The following is a 19,369-nucleotide window of genomic DNA, read 5'->3' as shown; positions in this document are numbered from 1 at the left end:
GAGCGATCAAAAACCACAATCCCGCCTTACACGAGCCACACTTGCCTCCTACACCCCTAGGTAGTGTCGCTACCCACCCAGAAAATCAGCGACATCGAAACCACCGGCAGTCACTTCCTTGGCCGGTGGTTTCGCTTATTGTCCCGGCTTGCTCCAAGTTGAGGCAATGCTAGGGTGGCGGAGGTCAACCCCTCGGAGATTTTCGGTGCGCCAGTTTCAACAAGATGCCCTAGAGGGCGAACGAGAAAGGCTGAAAGCACTAACTGAGAAGTGCGACTCAATCGGCAAGTCAATGAGTATTTCGTTGATTGTCTTCTGGGTCGGTACGTTTGCCGTAGCAGCTTCCCTCACGCTTGGCGGCGGTCGCAGCGATGAACTGACTAACCTGGTCCTTTCAGCGGGAGCGTTGGCCTTTATCGGTGGCGGCCTCCATTATGTTGATCAGCGCAAGAGGCTGAGGGGCTTCTTATCCAATCGCTATTCGCTGGAGCAAAAGATCATGGAGCGCGAAGCTCAACTCGAAAACCCTTCTGACGATGTTTCGGGATAGCGCATTGGAGTAAGGGACTTCTTGACCGAGTTTGCCGAACACAAGCTTGAAGAGGTGCGCAATTTCTCCGGGCCAAGCCCCGAAGATGAGATTGAAGCGACTACTGAGCTTGGCGCTGTGACTGCATTCCAAGATGACGCGCAAACTGCGTTAGAGCTAGCCTTCCCGAAGCGCTGCAAGGGTGGCGACATGGACCATTTCAACGGCGACTGCCTGTGGTGTGGCGCTCCGATGGGAGGCACTTGCCAAGACACCGCCCTCCGCGCTCTGGCAGAGGAAGGCGACACATGACCCTCTATCTGCGAGCAGCCTTCATGTACCTCTTCGGCTGCATATTGTTTCCCTACGAGTGGCTATTGCAGCAGCGCCGAGCAGTTTCCATGGCTTACCGGCTCAGCATTGGAGTCGCTCAAGGCCGTGGAAAGGAGATAGGATGAATAGAACAATGATCGAAGCCCACGACGTGAGAACCGTATGGGTTGTTTACAAGAATACCGATGACATAGAGGGGCGCGGACGACAGTACATCTCGAATGTTTGTGAGTTGGAGGCTACAGCGCTCCGTATAGGCCGAGGAAAGTACGTTATGGGCAGCAATTGCCCGATAAAGGCCGTCACGTCATATCGAATTGATGGGCAATGGTATCAGCCATCTCCCGTTGTCCCCGCGAGCGACGAAGATAAAGGCGTGCAAAAAAAGATCGACACGGAGCGCTCTGTTTCAGGTCGCGCAGCGAAAGCCATAGAGGCGGCACAGAAGATGGGGCTCAGCAGAGATCATATTGAGGCACTACAAGAAGCGATTCCAACGGCCAAGTAAGGCTGAATGCTAGGTGGTTTTTGTTACAAGTAACAGAAACAGAAGAAACCCGACTGCTCTAAGTTATTGATTTTATGGCGCACCCATCAGGATTCGAACCTGAGGCCTCTGCCTTCGGAGGGCAGCGCTCTATCCAGCTGAGCTATGGGTGCCTGAGACGGGCTATAGGATATCACCCGGCGCGCTGCAATCGGAAATGCCCGCGCGCCGCGCCTTTTTGCCTGCGCGTTTCAGCCAAACAACTCATGCGCCAGTTCCAGCGCATCCACCAGCGTGTCGACCTCTTCGACCGTGTTATAAAGCCCGAAGCTGGCGCGGCAGGTGGCGGTGACGCCCAGATGGTCCATCAGCGGCCCGGCACAGTGATGCCCGGCCCGCACGGCCACACCCTTTTTGTCGAGAATCGTTGAGATATCATGGGCATGCGCGGCACCGTTCAAGGTAAAGCTGAAGATCGCGGCTTTGTCAGGGCGCGTGCCCTGCAGATGCAGCCAGTTCAGCCCGGTCAGACGTTGCATGGCATAATCGCGCAAGCCACCTTCATGTGCCGCGATCTGGTCCATGCCCAGATCCATCAGATAGTCCAGCGCCGCGCCCAGTCCGATGGTCTGCACGATGCCGGGTGTCCCGGCCTCGAACTTCATCGGTGGGTCGTTATAGGTGACCACGTCCTTGCTGACCTCGCGGATCATGTCGCCGCCGCCCATGAAGGGGCGCATCTCTGCCATGCGCTCGGACTTTATGTAGATCGCGCCAGAACCGGAAGGGCCATAGAGCTTGTGCCCGGTGATCGCGTAGAAATCGCAGCCGAGATCAGCCACATTCACCGGCATATGCACCGCGCCCTGGCTGCCATCGACCAACACTGGTACGCCCTTGGCATGGGCGCCCTCGGTGATCGCCTTGACGTCGACAATCGTGCCCAGAACATTGGAACACTGTGTCACGGCAACCAGTTTAGTCTTAGGCCCGATTGCATCGATCACCGCTTGCGGGTCCAGCGCGCCGGTTGCGTCCACATCAACCCATTTCAGCACCACGCCCTGCCGTTCGCGCAGAAAATGCCAGGGCACGATATTGGCGTGGTGTTCCATCACCGACAGCACGATCTCATCTCCGGCCTCAAGCCGTGGCATGGCCCAGCCGTAGGCGACCAGATTGATCCCTTCGGTGGTGCCCGAGTTCAGGACGATCTCATCCTCGCTGGGCGCGCCCAGAAAGCGTGCGATGGTGCCGCGCACGGCCTCATAATGCTCGGTCGCCAGATTAGACAGGTAGTGTAACCCGCGATGGACGTTGGAATATTCCAGAGAATAGGCGCGCGTTACCGCGTCGATCACCACCTGCGGCTTTTGTGCCGAGGCGCCATTGTCCAGATAGGTCAGAGGTTTGCCATTCACCTCGCGGCTGAGGATCGGGAAATCCTCGCGGATTTTCTGGACATCATACAAAGGTTGCATTCCCTACAACTGGTCCCCCGGCAAGGGACAGGACAAAATATAAAACCACAGCCATTGCAACGATCGACACCAACAACAGAAGCACGGATTGCCCGACCGAATTAAGCCTGTGCGCCTGATCAATGAAATGGACCATGATGTAAAGACCGACCAAAGACCCGGCTATCCCGATCAAGGCACCAAACACCGGCGCGACCAACAGCAGGATCAGCACCAGTATTTCGAGCACGAAGCGCAGATATTGCAGCCAGATGATCAGCACAAAGACATCGTTGAACCGCCCCGAGCCGCCCATCTTGGGGCCGACGAACGACAAGACCGAGACAAAGAGAAGTATCGCACCGGTAAAGAACGCTGCATAAGCCATGGGCGGCAAGGCAAGGATCGGCAACTCTCCGGTCAGGTTGGAAATCATCAGATCCGACAGGACCTGCGCGGCCGTGTTCAGCACAACAGCCAGCGCAAAAGCCAACCACAGCACGTTGCGCCCCAGGTGCAGTGCAAGCAGCTCACGCGCAGCCTGCGCAGGCGCCTTCAGCGTCAGGATCGCCAGATCGCGCCACCCCGCCGAGTTCATTGCCCGCTCCTTTCGGCCTGCCTGAGACTAGCGATCCAGAACCAGAAAAACACCGCGATCCAGATCATGCCCACAAGGTTCAACCCCGGTCCCGGACCGATGAAACCCGCCACCAGCCCCTGCAGCAGCAGAACCGGCGTCGAGGCGAGCAGCGACCAGAACAGTGCCAGACGAGCCCCATACCATTCGCCCTTGCCGCCGATCAGCCGTGCCAACACATGGCTGAACGCGGCCAGCACATAAAGCAGAAGCGGCGCGATGATGAGCCAACCCAACAAGGCGCCGCCCAGCAGCATGTTCAGCTCCTGCCCGCTCAGATGCGCCTCTCGTGCAAGGCGGGGCATCTGCGCGATGAAGACCAGCGCGCAGGCCCCCATCAGGATGGCCAGCGCACGGTCCTCGCGCTGACCCATCGCCAGCAGGCGTTGCATCACGCGGGCGGGGCCACGATAGGTTGCCGTTATGTCAGCCGTCACCGACATGGCTCAGGCCCGGCGCGACAGCCAGCCATCCAGCCGGTCCACGATGTCCCCGGCCAGCGCCTCATCCTCGATCTCTTCCACCGCTTCGGCCAGGAAGGCCAGTGTCAGCAAATCAGTTGCCTCTTTTTCCGGCACACCACGCGAGCGCATATAGAACAGCGCTGTTTCATCAATCGCGCCCGAGGTCGAGCCGTGCGAGCAGGCCACGTCATCGGCATAGATCTCAAGCTCCGGCTTGGCGAGGAACTGGCTGTCGTCATCCAGCAGCAGAGACTGGCTGATCTGGTAGCCATCAGTCTTTTGCGCGCCTTCCTTGACCAGAATCTTGCCCTGAAACACGCCGACCGCGCCGTTGCGCAGGACTTTCTTGAACACCTGACGGCTTTCGCAATTGACCGCGTCATGCGTGATGAAGACGGTATCGTCGTGATGGAAATCACCATCGCCCACACAGGCGCCCGCCACATGGGCGACGGCGTCGTCGCCGGTCAGCTCGATCACCTGCTCGTTGCGGGTCAGCACGCCGTTCACGGTGAGGGTGAAGGATTTGTAGACCGACTCCGTGCCCAAACGGGTGAACATATGCGTCACCGCGCGGCGTTCATGATCACGCCCCTGAGCACGCACATGATGCAGCGTGCCACCATCGGCGATGTCTATCTCCATGCATTTGTTGAAGCGCGACGCAGCCGGGCCGTTTTCCAGAATGGTGGCCTCGGCCCCCTCCTCGACCCGCACCACGTGGTGCAGGATCGCATCGGAAGTATTTGATGCATGGCGATAAATCAGGCTGATCGGTTTGGAAACCTTCTGCGTGATGTGAATTGCCACACCATCGCTTGCAAAGGCCGTGTTCAGTGCGGCCAAGGGGCGCGGAACCGGGGTGTGGCCGCGCGCTTCCAACACGCCATACAGGTCCTTGGCCCAATGAATATCCTTGCAGCAGATATCCTCGAGCCGGTCGATGCGGACGCCTTCAAGCGCCAGTTCATCGGACAGTTCGGGATCGAATACGCCGTCAACAAAGACGATCCTCAGCCGGTCCACCCCATCAAAGAGCGGTTTTTCGTCGTTCTCGAACACCGCCGCCGCAGGTGCGACCGCATCGACCAGAGTATCAGGCCGGGTGTATTTCCAGTATTCGTCGCGCCGCGACGGCAGCCCCATCTCGCGGACGCGGGCCAGGGCCGCCTCGCGCGCCGGGCGGGTGCATCCGGGTTCGGGCAATTCCATGGCGCTCAGGCGCGCCTCGGTTGCCGACAGTTTCTGTTCGGGCACCGCCATCACTGCACCTCGGCCAGAATATCGCCATAGCCGTTATGTTCGACCTCAAGCGCAAGCTCCGGCCCGCCGGATTTCACGATGCGGCCATCGGCCATGATATGCACAACATCAGGTTTGATATGATCCAGAAGCCGTTGATAATGCGTGATAACAAGGAATCCACGACCCTCATCGCGCAGCGCGTTCACGCCCCCGGCCACCAGCTTCATCGCATCCACATCCAGACCGCTATCGGTCTCGTCCAGAATGCACATCTTGGGTTCCAGAACCGCCATCTGCAGGATCTCGTTGCGCTTTTTCTCACCGCCGGAGAAGCCGACATTGACCGGACGCTTGAGCATGTCGGCGTCGATCTTCAGTGCCTTGGCGCGCTCACGCACCAGCTTGAGGAAGTCGCTGGCGCTCAGTTCGTCCTCGCCACGCGCCTTGCGCTGGGCGTTCACAGCCGTGCGCAGGAAAGTCATGTTGCCGACGCCCGGAATTTCCACCGGGTACTGAAACGCCAGGAACACGCCCAATGCCGCGCGCTCTTCCGGCTCAAGCTCCAGCAAGTCCTCGCCATTCAGGGTCGCGCTGCCTTCGGTCACCTCATAACCGTCGCGCCCGGACAGAACGTAGCTGAGCGTCGATTTGCCAGAGCCGTTGGGCCCCATGATCGCATGCACCTTGCCCGCCTCGACCGTCAGGTCGACGCCTTTGAGGATCTGCTTTTCCTCTTCTTCAAGTTTCACATGCAGGTTCTTGATTTCCAGCATTTTATCCTCGTCTCTTGTCTCAGGCCCGCGCCATCGCGCCGGCGGTGTTCGGGGTGGCGCGAAACTGCGCCGGGAAGGTTTCGATCAGGTCCTGCCGCGCCCGTTCGATGCCCTCGGCATAGCTCAGGCCGTCACGGTCGCGCAGGGTTCGTAACAGGGCGGGAATGTCTTCAGCCAGGGTCGGGTTGGTCATCGGACGCCCCACCGAGGCCGCATAGTCGTGGTATTTCAGATGCGATTGCGTGCCCGGCGCCAGCCAGGTCGAGGCAACGCCAAAACAATCCGCCAGGATCAGCCCGTGCAGACTGGCCGAGATTACATGCGCCGAAGTTGCGATGCGGCGGCAGACCTCAAGCGGGTCGGCCTCGGGCAGGATCACATCGAGCGCCGGATCAGACTTGATCAGGTGTGCGAACGCAGGGGTCCCAACCATGCTGTGATGCGGGATCAGCGCAACGCGGTCCTGCCGCTCAAACGGGCCCTCAACCACACGATGCGCCAGCAGACCAGGGTCACCGAACCGACGGGTTCGCACGCCCAGCAGCGCCGCGCTCACCGGGCCGCGCAGCAGCGCGACATCGACATTGGCGACAAAGCCGCGCGGGATCGCGCGTAGCAGGCCCGCCCCCCAGATCACCGGACGGCGCCCGTCAGCGGGTTCCGCATAATGCTTCTGCATCACCTGCAAAAGCGAGCCAAGCGCCAGCATCTCGCACCGACCCGCCCCGCTATGAACGACCCTGCGGTCGGTCAGCGACCCGACAATCAACGGCGACAGGGCATCGCCGAAATTCGGCTCTCCCTTCCACCAGAAAAGATTGATCGTTTCAGCGGGTTTCATGACTTAGCCCAGCACCACGGCGGTTCCGCTGGCCGACACCATCAGCATCGACTGGCCCACCACCTCATAATCCAGATCAACGCCCACAACGGCGTTTGCGCCCTTTTCGGCGGCGCGCTGTTCGAGCTCGCGCAACGCCGTGTCGCGGGCATCCTGCAACTTGCTTTCGTAGGCACCCGAGCGCCCGCCGACGATATCGGTGATCGAGGCAAACACATCGCGCACGACATTGGCCCCCATGATCGCCTCGCCGACGACAATGCCCTTGTAATCGGTGATCTTGCGACCTTCGACGCTTGGTGTGGTTGTGACGATCATCTGATCATTCCGACTTTCGTTTAGATTCTGAGCTCTATTGTTTGCGCCAGATTTGACTTGATGCGGTCTTCGCTGACCACGCTCCGTATCCGGCTACAGCTAGCCACCAAATTATTTGAAGAATTGGGTGAGGAGGGTCTTTGGCCACATTCGACATGAGCGTTGCAACGAGCCCAAACGCCAGCGAACAAGCAGAGAAAAAGACCAAACCGGTCGCTTGCCCTATGTCCCTCCTTTGTTCATCCGTGACGAAAACAGCTCCTGATTTTTGAACAATTAGTTTGACCACGGCACGGTTTGCAAAATGGAGACAAAACCACAAAGTGGCCATATACCCCAGAAACAAAAATGCTGCGGTCACCCAACAGACCCCTCCAGCGATATCGCCACCAGCTGCTGCGCCTCCATCGCGAACTCCATGGGCAGGGCCTGCAACACATCCTTGCAGAACCCGTTGACCACCAGCGCCACTGCCTCTTCCTCGTCCATGCCGCGTTGGCGGCAGTAGAAGAGCTGGTCGTCATCGACCTTCGATGTCGTGGCCTCATGCTCGACACGGGCCGAGTTGTTCTTGACCTCGATATACGGCACCGTATGCGCCCCGCATTTGTCGCCGATCAACAGGCTGTCGCACTGCGTATAGTTGCGCCCGTTCTTGGCCTTGGGATGCATCGAGACCAGCCCGCGATAGGTGTTCTGTGCCTTGCCCGCGCTGATGCCTTTCGAGACGATCCGCGATTTGGTGTTCTTGCCCAGATGGATCATCTTGGTGCCGGTATCGGCCTGCTGCATGTTGTTGGCAATGGCAATGGAATAGAACTCGCCCTGGCTGTCATCGCCGCGCAGGATGCAGGACGGGTATTTCCAGGTCACCGCCGACCCGGTTTCCACCTGCGTCCACATCACCTTGGCCCGGTCGCCCCGGCAATCGGCGCGCTTGGTCACGAAGTTATAGATCCCGCCCTTGCCGTTCTCATCGCCCGGATACCAGTTCTGGACGGTGGAGTATTTCACCTCGGCATCTTCCTCGACGATGATTTCCACCACGGCCGCGTGCAACTGCGCGATGTCGCGCGCCGGAGCGGTGCAGCCTTCCAGATAGGACACGTAAGAGCCCTTGTCGGCGATGATCAGCGTGCGTTCGAACTGGCCGGTATTTTCGGCGTTGATACGGAAATAGGTGCTCAATTCCATCGGGCACCGCACGCCCGGCGGCACATAGACAAACGAGCCATCCGAGAACACGGCCGAGTTCAGCGTGGCATAGAAATTGTCGCTGACCGGAACCACCGAGCCGAGATACTTCTTCACCAGTTCCGGATGCTCGCGGATCGCCTCGGAGATCGAGCAGAAGATGACGCCCGCCTTTTTCAACTCGGCCTGAAAGGTCGTGCCAACCGATACGCTGTCGAACACCGCATCCACGGCCACTTTGCGGCCCTCTGCGGGCGCAGCCTCCGCCCCTTCGACGCCTGCCAGAATCATCTGTTCTTTCAGAGGGATACCGAGCTTTTCGTAGGTGGCCAGCAGCTTGGGGTCGACCTCGTCCAGCGATTTCGGCTTCACCTCCATCGATTTCGGGCGGGCATAGTAATACTGGTCCTGAAAGTCGATCTCGGGATAGTCGACCATCGCCCAGGTCGGCTCTTCCTTGGTCAGCCAGCGCTCATAAGCTTCCAGCCGCCACTCGGTCATCCACTCGGGCTCTTCGTTTTTCTCGGAAATCAGCCGCACGATATCGGGCGTCAGGCCCTTGGGCGCGTACTCCATCTCGATATCGGTTTCCCAGCCGTATTTATAGGCGCCACCAACCTCGCGCACCGCGTCCACGGTGTCCTGATCGACGCCTTCCTTGACCTGAACCTGGTCCAATGCGGCCATTTTATCTTCCTCCGTTACTCACGCGGCACGCGCGCGGTACTTCTTTTCCTTGTTCAGCCACGCCTCGGCGAAGCGCAGCACATCCTGTTCCGTCGTCTCGGGCCCCAGCGACACCCGCACTGCGGATGAGGCAACCGTCTCGTCATATCCCATTGCGGTCAGAACCGCGCTGGCGCGCACCTTGCCGCTGGAACAGGCCGAGCCCGCGCTGATCGCAAACCCCGCCAAATCCATCTGCATGACCTGCGTTTCACCCTTCCATCCGGGCGTTGCAAAACAGGAGGTGTTCGGCAGGCGGCGCGCGTCTTTCCCGACAAAAATAGTCTCGTTAGCCGCAGCCTCAAGAGCGTTTTCTAGAATATTTCTAAATTCTTCAACCTGCGCCCAGACACCCGAGGCCAGATCCCGCGCCGCTGCTTCAGCTGCGGCGCCGAACCCCGCGATTCCAATGATATTTTCGGTCCCGGACCTGCGCCCCATCTCTTGCCCGCCGCCGCGAATCTGGGCGGCAAGCTCGGTCCCGCGCCGCAGCACCACGGCCCCGATTCCCTTTGGGCCGCCCAGCTTGTGAGCCGAGATCAACGCCATCTGCGCGCCGCTCCAGTTGAAGGCCATGGGCAGCTTGCCAAATGCCTGAGTCGCATCCGTCACGGCCAGACCTTCGGGCAGGTCCTGCACAATCCCGGTTTCGGAATTGGCCATCTGCATGGTGCTTGATCCCGGATCGGGCACTAAAACACGACCCGCGCCGTCAACATGCAGGCTTTCATCAGCCCAGGCTCGCACCGCATCATGTTCAACGCCGGACCCGGCCAGGCCGCGCCCTGCCAGCGCCAGCGCCGCACCCTCGGTCGACCCGGAGGTAAAGACCACATCCGCCCCATCCGCGCCAAAAGCTGCCGCCACCTGTGCCCGCGCCTTTTCCACCAGCGCCTTGGCCGCGCGCCCTTCGGCATGAACCGAAGAGGGATTGCCCACCAGGTCCATCGCCGCGATCATCGCCGCGCGCGCCTCTGCACGCAGCGGAGTTGTCGCGTTATGATCCAGATAGATGCGGGTCACTTCAACATACCTTCTTGAGCAGCCTTCGCCGTCACTTGCTCCAGCAGGCGGTCAGCCAGATCGAATGAGATCCTGTAGTCTTCACCACGATCCAAGTGGTCCGGAATCGGATTTCCGACAAATTCTAGCACGCCAGCCAGCACCGCTCCTGATACATCAACGGTCGCCGGCCTTGCGCCCGTCATCACATTGTAAATCCGCCCCCACCAAGTCACCATGCGTTCGCGCTGCAAGCGCGCATCTCCGACTCGTCGCGCCAAGTACAAAAGACAATGGTCCGGCGACATATAGACCTTGTCGGCCAACATGGAAAACCGGTGCGCAAATCGGGTCCAGGGGCTTGCCACGCGGACCATTTGTGGAACGGCGCGGCCCCATGAACCGAAGTCATCTTTTTTCTCGACCGGTTCGATCTCTGGTATTTTTGCGTCTTGTGCACTCATTCCGAATCCACAACATCAAACAGATGCGGTACTGCCGGACACGGTGCCAGATCGTTCTCGATCACGTCCGACAGCCGGGTCTGATGCAGAAAGACATAGACATGCGCGCTCAGGCTTTCCCAGAGCCGGTTGGTCAGCGATTGCGCGCGGCTGCCCGAGGACGCACCCGAAGCCCCTGCCCCTTTGTGCATCGCATCCACCGTTTCATCGACGGCGCCCAGAATCTCGACAATGCGAATCTCGGATGGCGGACGTGCCAGACGGTAGCCGCCGCCGGGGCCGCGCACAGAAGATACCAGTTCGGCCCGGCGCAGTTTCACAAAAAGCTGTTCCAGATAAGGCAATGAGATATCCTGCCGCTCGGAAATCTCGCCCAATGTCACAAGCGATTCCTGCGATTGCAGCGCCATATCTGCCAGCGCCACCATCGCATAGCGCCCTTTGGTCGACAGTTTCATGCGAGCGGCCTCATCTCACTTGCCTCGGGGACATCATTGACGTTTGCGTCGCCAATGCGTATCTCGCTTTGGCGCACAGATACGCGGCGCCAGAGATTAGAACCGTTCTAAGGTAGTTGAGAAATACCGTCAAGAATTTCTTGAACTGCCCCCCGACGAGAGACAGGACCGACGCACAGATGCCCGAGGTGATATTTCCCGGCCCCGAAGGCCGGCTGGAAGGCCGCTACCACCCGCAAAAGGAAAAAGACGCCCCCATCGCGATCGTGCTGCATCCGCACCCGCAATTCGGCGGGACGATGAACAACAAGGTCGTCTACAACCTGCATTATGCCTTCTACAACATGGGCTTCACCGTGTTGCGGTTCAATTTCCGCGGTGTCGGGCGCAGTCAGGGCGAATATGATCAGGGCATCGGCGAGTTGAGCGATGCGGCCTCGGCGCTGGACTACCTGCAGTCGATGAACAACAACTCCAAGCATTGCTGGGTTGCGGGCTTTTCCTTTGGGGCCTGGATCGGGATGCAGCTGCTGATGCGGCGGCCAGAGATCACCGGGTTCATCTCGGTCTCGCCGCCGGCAAACATGTATGATTTCTCCTTCCTGGCGCCCTGCCCGTCCTCGGGTCTGATCATCAACGGCACCTCCGACCGCGTGGCCCCGCCCAGCGACACCCATACGCTGGTGGAAAAGCTGCATGAGCAGAAAGGCATCACCATCACCCATCAGGAGGTGGAGAGCGCTGATCACTTCTTCCAGGGCGAACATATGGACACGCTGACCGACTCGGTCACCGATTATGTGAAACGTCGCCTGACGGAGACGACCCGCTGATGAGTTCCACCCTCGAAACCCTTGCTGCAAAGCTGGCCGAGGATACGGTGAACATCATGGACGAGACGGGCGAGGATCGCCTGTTTGTCGAAATCGGCACCGTGCTGGGCGCGGCCTCGCAAACGCTGGAAGAGGCGTTTCTGACCGAGGTGCGCGTGCGGCTGGCCGAAAAGAAGGCGCGCGATTTTCTGAACAAGCGGATCGTGCAGCTGCGGGCCAAGAAAAAGGCCGAAACGCCGCAGGCGCAATGACCGAGCGGCTGGCCGCCCAGATTACGTTCCTGAAAGAGGCCGACAAGCTCAAGCGAGTGGATCGCGCCAACCTGCTGCTGGACCTCTCGCGCCCTGAAAACGCGGCAGAACATTGCTGGCATCTTGCGCTTTATGCGCTGGTCTTTGCACCGCTTGCCAAGGCCGATGTCTCGATCGCGCGGGTGATCAAGATGCTGCTGCTGCACGATCTGGTCGAGATCGAGGTCGGCGATCATCCGATCCATGAAGATCACGACTGGACGGCGATTGCCGCAGCCGAAGAGCGCGCGGCAGAGCGGCTTTTCGGGATGTTGCCAGCGGATCAGGCGCCGCACTTTCTGGACCTCTGGCGCGCGTTCGAGGCCGAGGCCTGCCCGGATTCAAGATTCGCCAAGCAATTGGATCGCTGCCAGCCGATCTTTCAGGTGCTCTGCGCGGAAAGCCCGGTGCCCGAACATGTCGAGATTGTCCGGAACAACCTGTCCACGGGACGTGCTGCGCCCCTGCGCCACGATTTCCCCCAGGCCTATCACCATGCGCTGATGCTTCTGGGAGAAGCGACGCAGCAGGACACGCAGGATGTGGCGCAGCGGCTGACATTCCTCTGTGAGGCGGACCGGTTGAAGTCGGTCTATCGCGCCTCGCGCCTGCTCGACAATTCGCGCCATGAAAACTCGGCCGAACATTCCTGGCACGCCATGCTCTATGCTTGGGTTCTGGCAGATCAAGCCGCGCCGGGCGTCGACATAGACCGCGTGCTCGGCATGCTGCTGTTGCATGACATCGTCGAGATCGACGCAGGCGACGCCCCCATTCACGGGCAATCCGACCGGGCCCTGATGGCCGCAAAGGAGAATGCGGCAGCAGAGCGTCTGTTTGGATTACTGCCACCCGATCAGGGCCATGAATTCAATACGTTATGGCGCGAATTTGAAGCGGCGCAGACGGCGGATGCGGTCTTTACCAAGGCCATCGACCGGCTCCATCCCCCGATTGCCAATCTGGAGAACGGCGGCGGAAGTTGGGTTGAGTACAGCGTCACGATGGAACAGCTGGACCAACGCGTCGGTGTGCCGGTGAACAAGGGCGCGCCGGAGATCTGGGCATGGTTACGGCCGCAGGTGCGCGCCGCCCTGTGACGCTACCGGGGCCAAGCCGCTCGGGTCCCCGCAGCCACACATCGTCCGGTAGGAGCAAAATTAAGTATACCGTCGTATACCATCTGTTCATCCCTCACGAAACCGGCTAAACCTGCGGCACCCGATGCTGACAGAGGACGCGTTTCCGAATGACCAAGATCAAGGTGGACAACCCCATCGTCGAGATGGATGGCGACGAAATGACCCGCATCATGTGGCAGTTCATCAAGGACAAGCTGATCCTGCCCTATCTGGATATCGACCTGCTCTATTATGATCTGGGAATCGAAGAACGCGACCGCACCGAGGATCAGGTCACCATCGACGCCGCCGAAAAGACCAAAGAGGTCGGCGTCGCGGTGAAATGCGCCACCATCACGCCGGATGAGGCACGGGTCGAAGAGTTCGGCCTGAAACAGATGTGGCGCAGTCCCAATGGCACGATCCGTAACATTCTGGGTGGTGTGGTGTTCCGCCAGCCGATCATTTGCCGTAATGTGCCGCGTCTTGTGCCGGGATGGACCAAACCCATCGTGATCGGGCGCCATGCCTTTGGTGACCAGTACAAGGCCACCGACATGAAATTCCCGGGCCCCGGCAAGCTGACGATGAAATTCGTCGGCGAGGATGGCACCGAGATCGAACATGAGGTGTTCGACGCACCCTCATCGGGTGTGTTCATGTCGATGTATAACCTCGACGCCTCGATCTATGATTTCGCCCGCGCCTCGTTCAACTACGGGCTGGAGATTGGATGGCCGGTCTACCTGTCGACAAAGAACACCATCCTCAAACAATATGACGGGCGCTTTCTTGAGATTTTTCAAGAGGTTTACGAGGCAGAGTTCGAAGAGAAGTTCAAGGCCAAGAATATCTGGTATGAACACCGCCTGATCGACGACATGGTCGCCTGCTGCATGAAATGGAATGGCGGCTTTGTCTGGGCTTGCAAGAACTATGACGGTGATGTGCAGTCCGACACAGTGGCGCAGGGCTTTGGCTCACTCGGCCTCATGACCTCGCAATTGATGACGCCCGACGGCAAGATCGTCGAGGCCGAAGCCGCCCATGGCACTGTCACCCGCCACTACCGCCAGCATCAGGCGGGCGAGCAGACCTCGACCAATTCCATCGCCTCGATCTATGCTTGGACCGGCGGGTTGAAGCATCGCGCCAAGCTGGACGGCAATGACCCGTTGATGACATTTGCCACCACATTGGAGAAAGTGATCGTCGATACGGTGGAAAGCGGGTTCATGACCAAAGACCTCGCCCTGCTGGTCGGCCCGGATCAGGGGTGGCTGACAACGATGGGTTTCCTCGAAAAGATCGACGAAAACCTAGGCAAAGCGCTGGCCGGTTAGACCCGCATGTCACAAAAGCAAGAAAGGAGCCGCAGAGCTCCTTTCTTTCATTACTCAGAATGTGACAGAGGTTTGCACTCCGCCCCCCGAAAACGCACCAGACGTTGACCCCGCTTCGGGCTGGTTTGTCATCCACCCCAAAAATGCAAGAACCCCCGCAACCAGCACGATCACCTTCGTAAATCCAGTCATACCGACCACCACTTGTAAAAACTAACGCAACATCGATATTATAGGTCCCTAATTGAGACTTGCGTAGTCCGGTTTCCCTGACCTTTTGCGCTGCAATGCAGCACGTATCTTGCAAGGATCGGGAATTTTCTTGCCGCAACCCTCTATTCCATGCACTAGCACGTCAGCGTGCAATCCAGAGGGACCGGCCATGGCACATATCTATTTCATCCTGCTCCTCGCGGTCGCTGCAGAGACAATCGGAACAACCGCCCTGCAAGCCAGCCATCAGTTCACCCGCTTCTGGCCCTCGGTCATCGTGGTCGTGGGTTACGGGCTTGCCTTCTACCTGCTTTCGCTGACACTCCGCGTCATGCCCGTTGGCATCGTCTATGCAATCTGGTCGGGCCTTGGCATCCTGCTGATCGCGGTGATCGGCTTTATCGCCTTTGGTCAGCGGCTGGATTGGCCTGCCTTGCTGGGATTGGCACTGATCATCGCGGGTATTCTGGTCATCCACCTGTTTTCGGCCTCTGCAAGCCATTAGGCCCGCTTTTTGCTGGAACTTGCGGCGCTGCCGCGTTATGGCGCGCGCAACCTCCCCATTTAAGGCAAGTTTCATGGACCTGCGTAACATCGCAATCATCGCCCACGTGGACCACGGCAAGACAACGCTGGTCGATGGGCTGCTCAAGCAATCCGGCGCGTTCCGCGACAATCAGGCCGTGGCCGAACGCGCGCTCGACAGCAACGATCTGGAACGCGAGCGCGGCATCACCATTCTGGCCAAGGCCACCAGCGTCGAATGGAAAGGCACGCGGATCAATATCGTCGACACGCCGGGCCACGCCGATTTCGGCGGCGAGGTGGAACGGATCCTGAGCATGGTCGATGGGGTCGTCCTGCTGGTGGACGCCGCCGAAGGGCCGATGCCGCAGACCAAATTCGTCACCTCCAAGGCGCTGGCACTGGGCCTGCGACCGATCGTGGTGCTCAACAAGGTCGACAAACCCGATGCCGAGCCTGATCGGGCGCTGGACGAGTGTTTCGACCTCTTCGCCAATCTGGGCGCTGATGACGACCAGCTTGATTTCCCGGCCATGTATGCCTCGGGTCGCTCCGGCTGGGCCGATATGGAGCTGGACGGGCCGCGTCAGGACCTGAGCGCGCTGTTTGATCTGATCGTCGATCACGTGCCCGCGCCTGCGCAGGTCGCCCATAAGGATGAGCCCTTCCGTATGCTGGCCACCACGCTGGGCAGCGATCCGTTCATCGGCCGCATTCTCACGGGGCGCGTTGAAAGCGGCACGCTGAAGGCGGGGGAAACCATCAAGGCGCTCAGCCGCGACGGTACCCATATCGAAAGCTTCCGTGCGACCAAGATCCTGGCCTTCCGCGGTCTGGGCCAGCAGCCCATCGACCTGGCCGAGGCCGGCGATATCGTCACGCTCGCGGGCATGAGCAAGGCCACCGTCGCCGACTCGCTGGTCGCACCCAGCGTGAGCGAGGCACTGCCCGCCCAACCCATCGATCCGCCCACCATCTCTGTCACCTTCGGCATCAACGACTCGCCGCTGGCGGGCCGTGACGGCAAGAAGGTGCAATCTCGCGTCATCCGCGACCGGCTGATGAAAGAGGCCGAATCCAACGTCGCGATCAAGGTCAGCGACACGCCCGGCGGCGAAGCCTTCGAGGTTGCGGGACGCGGCGAATTGCAGATGGGCGTTCTGATCGAAAACATGCGCCGCGAAGGGTTCGAGCTGAGCATTTCGCGCCCGCAGGTTCTGCTGCGCGAAGAAAACGGCCAGCGCGTCGAGCCGATCGAAGAGGTCACCATCGATGTCGATGACGAATATTCCGGCGCGGTGATCGAAAAGATCACCGGAACCCGCAAGGGCGAGCTGACCGAGATGAAACCGGCCGGTGCGGGCAAGACCCGGATCATCGCCCACGTCCCCTCGCGCGGGCTGATCGGCTATCACGGTGAATTCCTGACCGACACTCGCGGCACCGGCGTTCTGAACCGCGTGTTCCACGGCTGGGCGCCGCATAAGGGCGCGATCCCGGGCCGCCGCGCAGGCGTGCTGATCTCGATGGAGAAAGGCCAGTCGGTGGCCTATGCGCTGTGGAACCTCGAAGAGCGCGGTCGCATGTTCATCGGCCCACAAGCCGAGATTTACCAGGGTATGATCATCGGCGAACATAGCCGCGACAATGATCTGGAAGTGAACCCGCTCAAGGGCAAAAAGCTGACCAACGTACGCGCCAGCGGCTCGGACGACGCGGTGCGCCTGACCCCGCATATCAACTTCTCGCTGGAAGAGGCGATCGCCTATATCGACGATGATGAGTTGGTCGAGGTGACCCCCAACGCGATCCGCCTGCGCAAGCGTTTCCTCGACCCGCATGAACGCAAGCGGATGGCCAAAAGCGCCTGACGCCCCCGGTTTTTGCAGACAATCAGCCGCAGAGCCAACCGCTCTGCGGCTTTTTTTGTGACCGGAAAAGAAAGATTTGGAAGGTTAACGAAAATCAATCTCCCGCATGTCCGCGCTTAATTCCAGCGTCGCAGGATCAGGTCAGCAATGAGTGTGGCTCAGAGATGAGCCGCATCCTCAGGACATGATTTTGGAGATGAAACATGAGCGTGAAAACACGTATGCTCTCGCTGGCAATGACCTGCACAGCGCTGACCTTTGTCGGCGGTGCGGCTTTTGCGGCAACGGAACGCTGCACGGTCAATACGGCCCGCCAATCGGTCTCGACCGAGACCTTGTGCTCTTGCGGTGTGGTGCAGGACAGGATGCTGCGCTATCTGCAGCGCCGTTCGGATTTTGAAGATATCCTTGCACGCACCACACAATCCTGCCCCGCCTTTGCGGCGGTCCTGACCGACTATCCGACGGCCTCTGTCCGGTCCGGACTCTTTAGTCGCGGGGAAGACCGGGACGGCAGCAACGACCGAAACTCGGGCAATTTTGGCAACGCAGGTGGCGACCAGCTTGCTGACAATGGCGGCGGCAACAACGGTGGCGGTAACGGCGGCGGTGGCAACAGCGGCGGTGGCAACAGCGGCGGCGGCAACGATGGTGGCGGAAACAGCGGTGGCGGCAACAGCGGCGGCGGCAACGACGGCGGCGGCAACGACGGTGGCGGCAACAGCGGTGGCGGCAACGACGGTGGCGGCAACGACGGCGGTGGCAACAGCGGCGGTGGCAACAGCGGCGGCGGCAACGACGGTGGCGGCAACAGCGGTGGCGGCAACGACGGTGGCGGCAACAGCGGTGGCGGCAACAGCGGTGGCGGCAACAGCGGTGGCCCCGGAAACGGTAATGGAAACAACGGCAATCCCGGAAACGGCGGCGGCAACAACAATGGAGACGGCCCCGGTTCCGGCAATGGCGGCAACAATAACGGCCAAGGTGGCGGATCTGGTAACGGCGGCGGAGGTCACGGCAACGGTGGCGGCAAAGGCGGTGACGGCAAAGGCGGCGGCGGCAAAGGCGGCGGCGGGAAAGGCGGCAAGAACCGCTAACGCATCCGCTTCCCGGACAGCAGATCACAATTCAAAAGGCGCGCCAGTTGGCGCGCCTTCTCAGGTCTTGTTCTGTACACCAACCCAGCTGCGGGGTCGGCGGGGATCCTGCATACGCAAAAAGATATAGCCCGTCGCCTTCCACGGCCTGATCTGGTTGCTCAGGTTGTCCAGCACCAGATCGCCCTGAGAGGATCGGTAGATCAACACGGCATGGGCATTGCGTCGCCGGTCCAGCACGGTCGCCAGCAGCAGCCTGCGCGGGTCCACGCCCAGTCGGATCAGGTCTCGCTTCTTGAGCAGGGCGAAATCCTCGCAATCACCGCCCATCCGGGTCGGCAGCGCCCACTTCTCTTCCATATTGTATTGCTGCCTGTCGGTCACATCGCGCGTGACCGCGTTGACCTGCCGGTTCACCTGCCGCACCAGGTCAAATTCAAGCGCCGAATCCAGCCGCTGGCCCCGCGACCCCGCGCAGGCCCAGGCATAGCTCCGGCACAGATCATTGGCGCCGCTCGGCGCCGGAAACCTGGCTGAGACCTCCATGAACCGGGCATCACCCGCCTGCGCGCCGCCTGCAATCATCTGCATGCAAAATGCCGACACAGCCAGCAGAGCGCTCTTGCGCAGTGTCCCGGTGCTGCCCCTCGCTCGATAGATCATCCCTGCTCCTCTCTTCTCCGATTAAACGGACTGAAACCAACTGCTCAAGCAGGGATTTCATTTCAAAGGAGGATCGGCGGATTTACGTACAATCTTAGGGCGAGCAGATGACGATCACCGGCCCGGACATTAATACAGGACATGAAGACTATCGGGCGACATCGCGTCCGATGATTAAGGTCGCTTTGGCTCAGTCGGTGGTTTCGACCACAATCAGCTCACGCTCGGAGGCACCGCGCGCATGGTCCAGCGCCGCCTGATATTCGGGCGAGTTATAGCAGTTCACCGCCGCCTCGACCGAGGGGAAACGCGCCACCACGTTGCGCGGGCGTTCCTTGCCTTCAAGCTGAACATAGCGGCCCGCGCGGGCGATGAACTCGCCACCGTGCTTGGCCAGCGCGGGGCCTGCGAGTTCGGCATATTTGCCGTAAGCCTCGGCGTCGGTCACCGTTACATGTGCAATCCAGAGTGCAGCCATTTTC

The 19,369-nt window shown here is 60.1% G+C and carries 25 protein-coding genes and 1 tRNA gene; 11 read left to right on the top strand and 15 right to left on the bottom strand.

What is annotated here, in order from left to right; all coding sequences use genetic code 11:
- Positions 1–205: 205 nt before the first annotated feature.
- The 4 genes from AB1E34_RS21805 to AB1E34_RS21790 are packed head-to-tail and all read left to right on the top strand — an operon-like array spanning position 206 to position 1,370.
- The gene (locus AB1E34_RS21805; RefSeq protein WP_372574420.1) at positions 206–550 is read left to right on the top strand and encodes a hypothetical protein; all 345 of its coding nucleotides are present in this window, start codon (positions 206–208) and stop codon (positions 548–550) included.
- Positions 551–571: 21 nt separating this feature from the next.
- A complete protein-coding gene (locus tag AB1E34_RS21800) occupies positions 572–841 on the top strand; it encodes a hypothetical protein (RefSeq protein WP_372574419.1) in 270 nt (89 codons plus the stop codon).
- On the top strand, positions 838–987 hold the full coding sequence (locus AB1E34_RS21795; RefSeq protein ID WP_372574418.1) for a hypothetical protein: 150 nt from the start codon (positions 838–840) through the stop codon (positions 985–987). The genes AB1E34_RS21800 and AB1E34_RS21795 overlap by 4 nt, the downstream gene beginning before the upstream one ends.
- An 8-nt stretch (positions 988–995) precedes the next feature.
- The gene (locus AB1E34_RS21790; protein WP_372574417.1) at positions 996–1,370 is read left to right on the top strand and encodes a hypothetical protein; all 375 of its coding nucleotides are present in this window, start codon (positions 996–998) and stop codon (positions 1,368–1,370) included.
- 75 nt (positions 1,371–1,445) lie between these two features.
- Here the strand turns inward: AB1E34_RS21790 and AB1E34_RS21785 are convergent.
- The 13 genes from AB1E34_RS21785 to iscR all read right to left on the bottom strand — a co-directional run bounded on the left by AB1E34_RS21785 (position 1,446) and on the right by iscR (position 10,931).
- A tRNA-Arg gene (locus AB1E34_RS21785) sits at positions 1,446–1,522 on the bottom strand.
- Positions 1,523–1,600: 78 nt separating this feature from the next.
- Entirely contained in the window at positions 1,601–2,821 is a 1,221-nt protein-coding gene (locus AB1E34_RS21780; protein WP_372574432.1) for a cysteine desulfurase, read from the bottom strand.
- Positions 2,814–3,407, bottom strand: coding sequence for a YIP1 family protein (locus AB1E34_RS21775; protein ID WP_372574416.1), 594 nt, complete (start codon positions 3,405–3,407; stop codon positions 2,814–2,816). Before AB1E34_RS21775 ends, AB1E34_RS21780 begins: the two co-directional genes overlap by 8 nt.
- A complete protein-coding gene (locus AB1E34_RS21770; RefSeq protein WP_372574415.1) occupies positions 3,404–3,889 on the bottom strand; it encodes a YIP1 family protein in 486 nt (161 codons plus the stop codon). The genes AB1E34_RS21775 and AB1E34_RS21770 overlap by 4 nt, the downstream gene beginning before the upstream one ends.
- A 3-nt stretch (positions 3,890–3,892) precedes the next feature.
- Entirely contained in the window at positions 3,893–5,173 is a 1,281-nt protein-coding gene (sufD, locus tag AB1E34_RS21765) for a Fe-S cluster assembly protein SufD (protein WP_372574414.1), read from the bottom strand.
- On the bottom strand, positions 5,173–5,928 hold the full coding sequence (gene sufC / locus AB1E34_RS21760) for a Fe-S cluster assembly ATPase SufC (RefSeq protein WP_372574413.1): 756 nt from the start codon (positions 5,926–5,928) through the stop codon (positions 5,173–5,175). The genes sufD and sufC overlap by 1 nt, the downstream gene beginning before the upstream one ends.
- A 19-nt stretch (positions 5,929–5,947) precedes the next feature.
- Entirely contained in the window at positions 5,948–6,769 is an 822-nt protein-coding gene (locus AB1E34_RS21755; protein ID WP_372574412.1) for a polysaccharide pyruvyl transferase family protein, read from the bottom strand.
- A gap of 3 nt (positions 6,770–6,772) precedes the next feature.
- Positions 6,773–7,087, bottom strand: a complete 315-nt coding sequence (locus AB1E34_RS21750) for a heavy metal-binding domain-containing protein (RefSeq protein WP_372574411.1) — start codon at positions 7,085–7,087, stop codon at positions 6,773–6,775.
- 34 nt (positions 7,088–7,121) lie between these two features.
- Positions 7,122–7,448, bottom strand: a complete 327-nt coding sequence (locus tag AB1E34_RS21745) for a hypothetical protein (protein WP_372574410.1) — start codon at positions 7,446–7,448, stop codon at positions 7,122–7,124.
- Positions 7,445–8,968 (bottom strand): Fe-S cluster assembly protein SufB, encoded by a 1,524-nt coding sequence (sufB, locus tag AB1E34_RS21740; protein ID WP_372574409.1) that lies wholly within the window; start codon positions 8,966–8,968, stop codon positions 7,445–7,447. The genes AB1E34_RS21745 and sufB overlap by 4 nt, the downstream gene beginning before the upstream one ends.
- 18 nt (positions 8,969–8,986) lie before the next feature.
- Positions 8,987–10,030, bottom strand: coding sequence for a cysteine desulfurase family protein (locus tag AB1E34_RS21735; RefSeq protein ID WP_372574408.1), 1,044 nt, complete (start codon positions 10,028–10,030; stop codon positions 8,987–8,989).
- Positions 10,027–10,473 carry a hypothetical protein gene (locus AB1E34_RS21730; RefSeq protein ID WP_372574407.1) on the bottom strand — a complete coding sequence of 149 codons (447 nt, stop codon included), beginning with the start codon at positions 10,471–10,473 and terminating at the stop codon, positions 10,027–10,029. Before AB1E34_RS21730 ends, AB1E34_RS21735 begins: the two co-directional genes overlap by 4 nt.
- Entirely contained in the window at positions 10,470–10,931 is a 462-nt protein-coding gene (gene iscR, locus AB1E34_RS21725; RefSeq protein WP_372574406.1) for a Fe-S cluster assembly transcriptional regulator IscR, read from the bottom strand. Before iscR ends, AB1E34_RS21730 begins: the two co-directional genes overlap by 4 nt.
- Positions 10,932–11,110: 179 nt before the next feature.
- On the opposite strand from iscR, the gene AB1E34_RS21720 reads away from it, so the two are divergent.
- The 7 genes from AB1E34_RS21720 (at position 11,111) to AB1E34_RS21690 (ending at position 18,224) form a co-directional block, all read left to right on the top strand.
- A complete protein-coding gene (locus AB1E34_RS21720) occupies positions 11,111–11,764 on the top strand; it encodes an alpha/beta hydrolase (RefSeq protein WP_306194134.1) in 654 nt (217 codons plus the stop codon).
- Positions 11,764–12,015: a hypothetical protein gene (locus AB1E34_RS21715; RefSeq protein ID WP_306194132.1), complete on the top strand. Its 252-nt coding sequence runs from the start codon at positions 11,764–11,766 to the stop codon at positions 12,013–12,015. The genes AB1E34_RS21720 and AB1E34_RS21715 overlap by 1 nt, the downstream gene beginning before the upstream one ends.
- Positions 12,012–13,154, top strand: coding sequence for an HD domain-containing protein (locus AB1E34_RS21710; RefSeq protein ID WP_372574405.1), 1,143 nt, complete (start codon positions 12,012–12,014; stop codon positions 13,152–13,154). Before AB1E34_RS21715 ends, AB1E34_RS21710 begins: the two co-directional genes overlap by 4 nt.
- A 149-nt stretch (positions 13,155–13,303) precedes the next feature.
- Positions 13,304–14,518 carry an NADP-dependent isocitrate dehydrogenase gene (locus tag AB1E34_RS21705; protein ID WP_372574404.1) on the top strand — a complete coding sequence of 405 codons (1,215 nt, stop codon included), beginning with the start codon at positions 13,304–13,306 and terminating at the stop codon, positions 14,516–14,518.
- A 382-nt stretch (positions 14,519–14,900) separates the two neighbouring features.
- The gene (locus AB1E34_RS21700; protein ID WP_372574403.1) at positions 14,901–15,236 is read left to right on the top strand and encodes a DMT family transporter; all 336 of its coding nucleotides are present in this window, start codon (positions 14,901–14,903) and stop codon (positions 15,234–15,236) included.
- Between the two features lie 73 nt (positions 15,237–15,309).
- Positions 15,310–17,127, top strand: a complete 1,818-nt coding sequence (gene typA / locus AB1E34_RS21695; protein WP_372574402.1) for a translational GTPase TypA — start codon at positions 15,310–15,312, stop codon at positions 17,125–17,127.
- A gap of 203 nt (positions 17,128–17,330) precedes the next feature.
- Positions 17,331–18,224, top strand: coding sequence for a hypothetical protein (locus tag AB1E34_RS21690; protein ID WP_372574401.1), 894 nt, complete (start codon positions 17,331–17,333; stop codon positions 18,222–18,224).
- Between the two features lie 60 nt (positions 18,225–18,284).
- Here the strand turns inward: AB1E34_RS21690 and AB1E34_RS21685 are convergent, their stop codons facing one another.
- Both AB1E34_RS21685 and AB1E34_RS21680 read right to left on the bottom strand, forming a co-directional pair.
- Positions 18,285–18,887, bottom strand: a complete 603-nt coding sequence (locus AB1E34_RS21685) for a transglutaminase-like cysteine peptidase (RefSeq protein WP_372574400.1) — start codon at positions 18,885–18,887, stop codon at positions 18,285–18,287.
- Positions 18,888–19,077: 190 nt separating this feature from the next.
- The gene (locus tag AB1E34_RS21680) at positions 19,078–19,365 is read right to left on the bottom strand and encodes a DUF1330 domain-containing protein (RefSeq protein WP_372574399.1); all 288 of its coding nucleotides are present in this window, start codon (positions 19,363–19,365) and stop codon (positions 19,078–19,080) included.
- Between the last annotated feature and the right edge of the window lie 4 nt (positions 19,366–19,369).

The sequence above is a fragment of the Ruegeria jejuensis genome, assembly GCF_041537905.1.
Lineage (GTDB): Bacteria > Pseudomonadota > Alphaproteobacteria > Rhodobacterales > Rhodobacteraceae > Ruegeria_C.
The sequence above is the reverse complement of the archived record's forward strand: the minus strand, read 5'-3'. Positions and strand labels throughout refer to the sequence as shown.

Excerpts from the sequence above, each read along its gene's own strand:
- AB1E34_RS21795 (WP_372574418.1), top strand. The coding sequence starts at position 838 with ATGACCCTCTATCTGCGAGCAGCCTTCATGTACCTCTTCGGCTGCATA.
- AB1E34_RS21790 (WP_372574417.1), top strand. The coding sequence starts at position 996 with ATGATCGAAGCCCACGACGTGAGAACCGTATGGGTTGTTTACAAGAAT.
- AB1E34_RS21775 (WP_372574416.1), bottom strand. The coding sequence starts at position 3,407 with ATGAACTCGGCGGGGTGGCGCGATCTGGCGATCCTGACGCTGAAGGCG.
- AB1E34_RS21770 (WP_372574415.1), bottom strand. The coding sequence starts at position 3,889 with ATGTCGGTGACGGCTGACATAACGGCAACCTATCGTGGCCCCGCCCGC.
- sufD (WP_372574414.1), bottom strand. The coding sequence starts at position 5,173 with ATGGCGGTGCCCGAACAGAAACTGTCGGCAACCGAGGCGCGCCTGAGC.
- sufC (WP_372574413.1), bottom strand. The coding sequence starts at position 5,928 with ATGCTGGAAATCAAGAACCTGCATGTGAAACTTGAAGAAGAGGAAAAG.
- AB1E34_RS21755 (WP_372574412.1), bottom strand. The coding sequence starts at position 6,769 with ATGAAACCCGCTGAAACGATCAATCTTTTCTGGTGGAAGGGAGAGCCG.
- AB1E34_RS21750 (WP_372574411.1), bottom strand. The coding sequence starts at position 7,087 with ATGATCGTCACAACCACACCAAGCGTCGAAGGTCGCAAGATCACCGAT.
- sufB (WP_372574409.1), bottom strand. The coding sequence starts at position 8,968 with ATGGCCGCATTGGACCAGGTTCAGGTCAAGGAAGGCGTCGATCAGGAC.
- AB1E34_RS21730 (WP_372574407.1), bottom strand. The coding sequence starts at position 10,473 with ATGAGTGCACAAGACGCAAAAATACCAGAGATCGAACCGGTCGAGAAA.
- iscR (WP_372574406.1), bottom strand. The coding sequence starts at position 10,931 with ATGAAACTGTCGACCAAAGGGCGCTATGCGATGGTGGCGCTGGCAGAT.
- AB1E34_RS21720 (WP_306194134.1), top strand. The coding sequence starts at position 11,111 with ATGCCCGAGGTGATATTTCCCGGCCCCGAAGGCCGGCTGGAAGGCCGC.
- AB1E34_RS21715 (WP_306194132.1), top strand. The coding sequence starts at position 11,764 with ATGAGTTCCACCCTCGAAACCCTTGCTGCAAAGCTGGCCGAGGATACG.
- AB1E34_RS21710 (WP_372574405.1), top strand. The coding sequence starts at position 12,012 with ATGACCGAGCGGCTGGCCGCCCAGATTACGTTCCTGAAAGAGGCCGAC.
- AB1E34_RS21705 (WP_372574404.1), top strand. The coding sequence starts at position 13,304 with ATGACCAAGATCAAGGTGGACAACCCCATCGTCGAGATGGATGGCGAC.
- AB1E34_RS21700 (WP_372574403.1), top strand. The coding sequence starts at position 14,901 with ATGGCACATATCTATTTCATCCTGCTCCTCGCGGTCGCTGCAGAGACA.
- typA (WP_372574402.1), top strand. The coding sequence starts at position 15,310 with ATGGACCTGCGTAACATCGCAATCATCGCCCACGTGGACCACGGCAAG.
- AB1E34_RS21690 (WP_372574401.1), top strand. The coding sequence starts at position 17,331 with ATGAGCGTGAAAACACGTATGCTCTCGCTGGCAATGACCTGCACAGCG.
- AB1E34_RS21685 (WP_372574400.1), bottom strand. The coding sequence starts at position 18,887 with ATGATCTATCGAGCGAGGGGCAGCACCGGGACACTGCGCAAGAGCGCT.
- AB1E34_RS21680 (WP_372574399.1), bottom strand. The coding sequence starts at position 19,365 with ATGGCTGCACTCTGGATTGCACATGTAACGGTGACCGACGCCGAGGCT.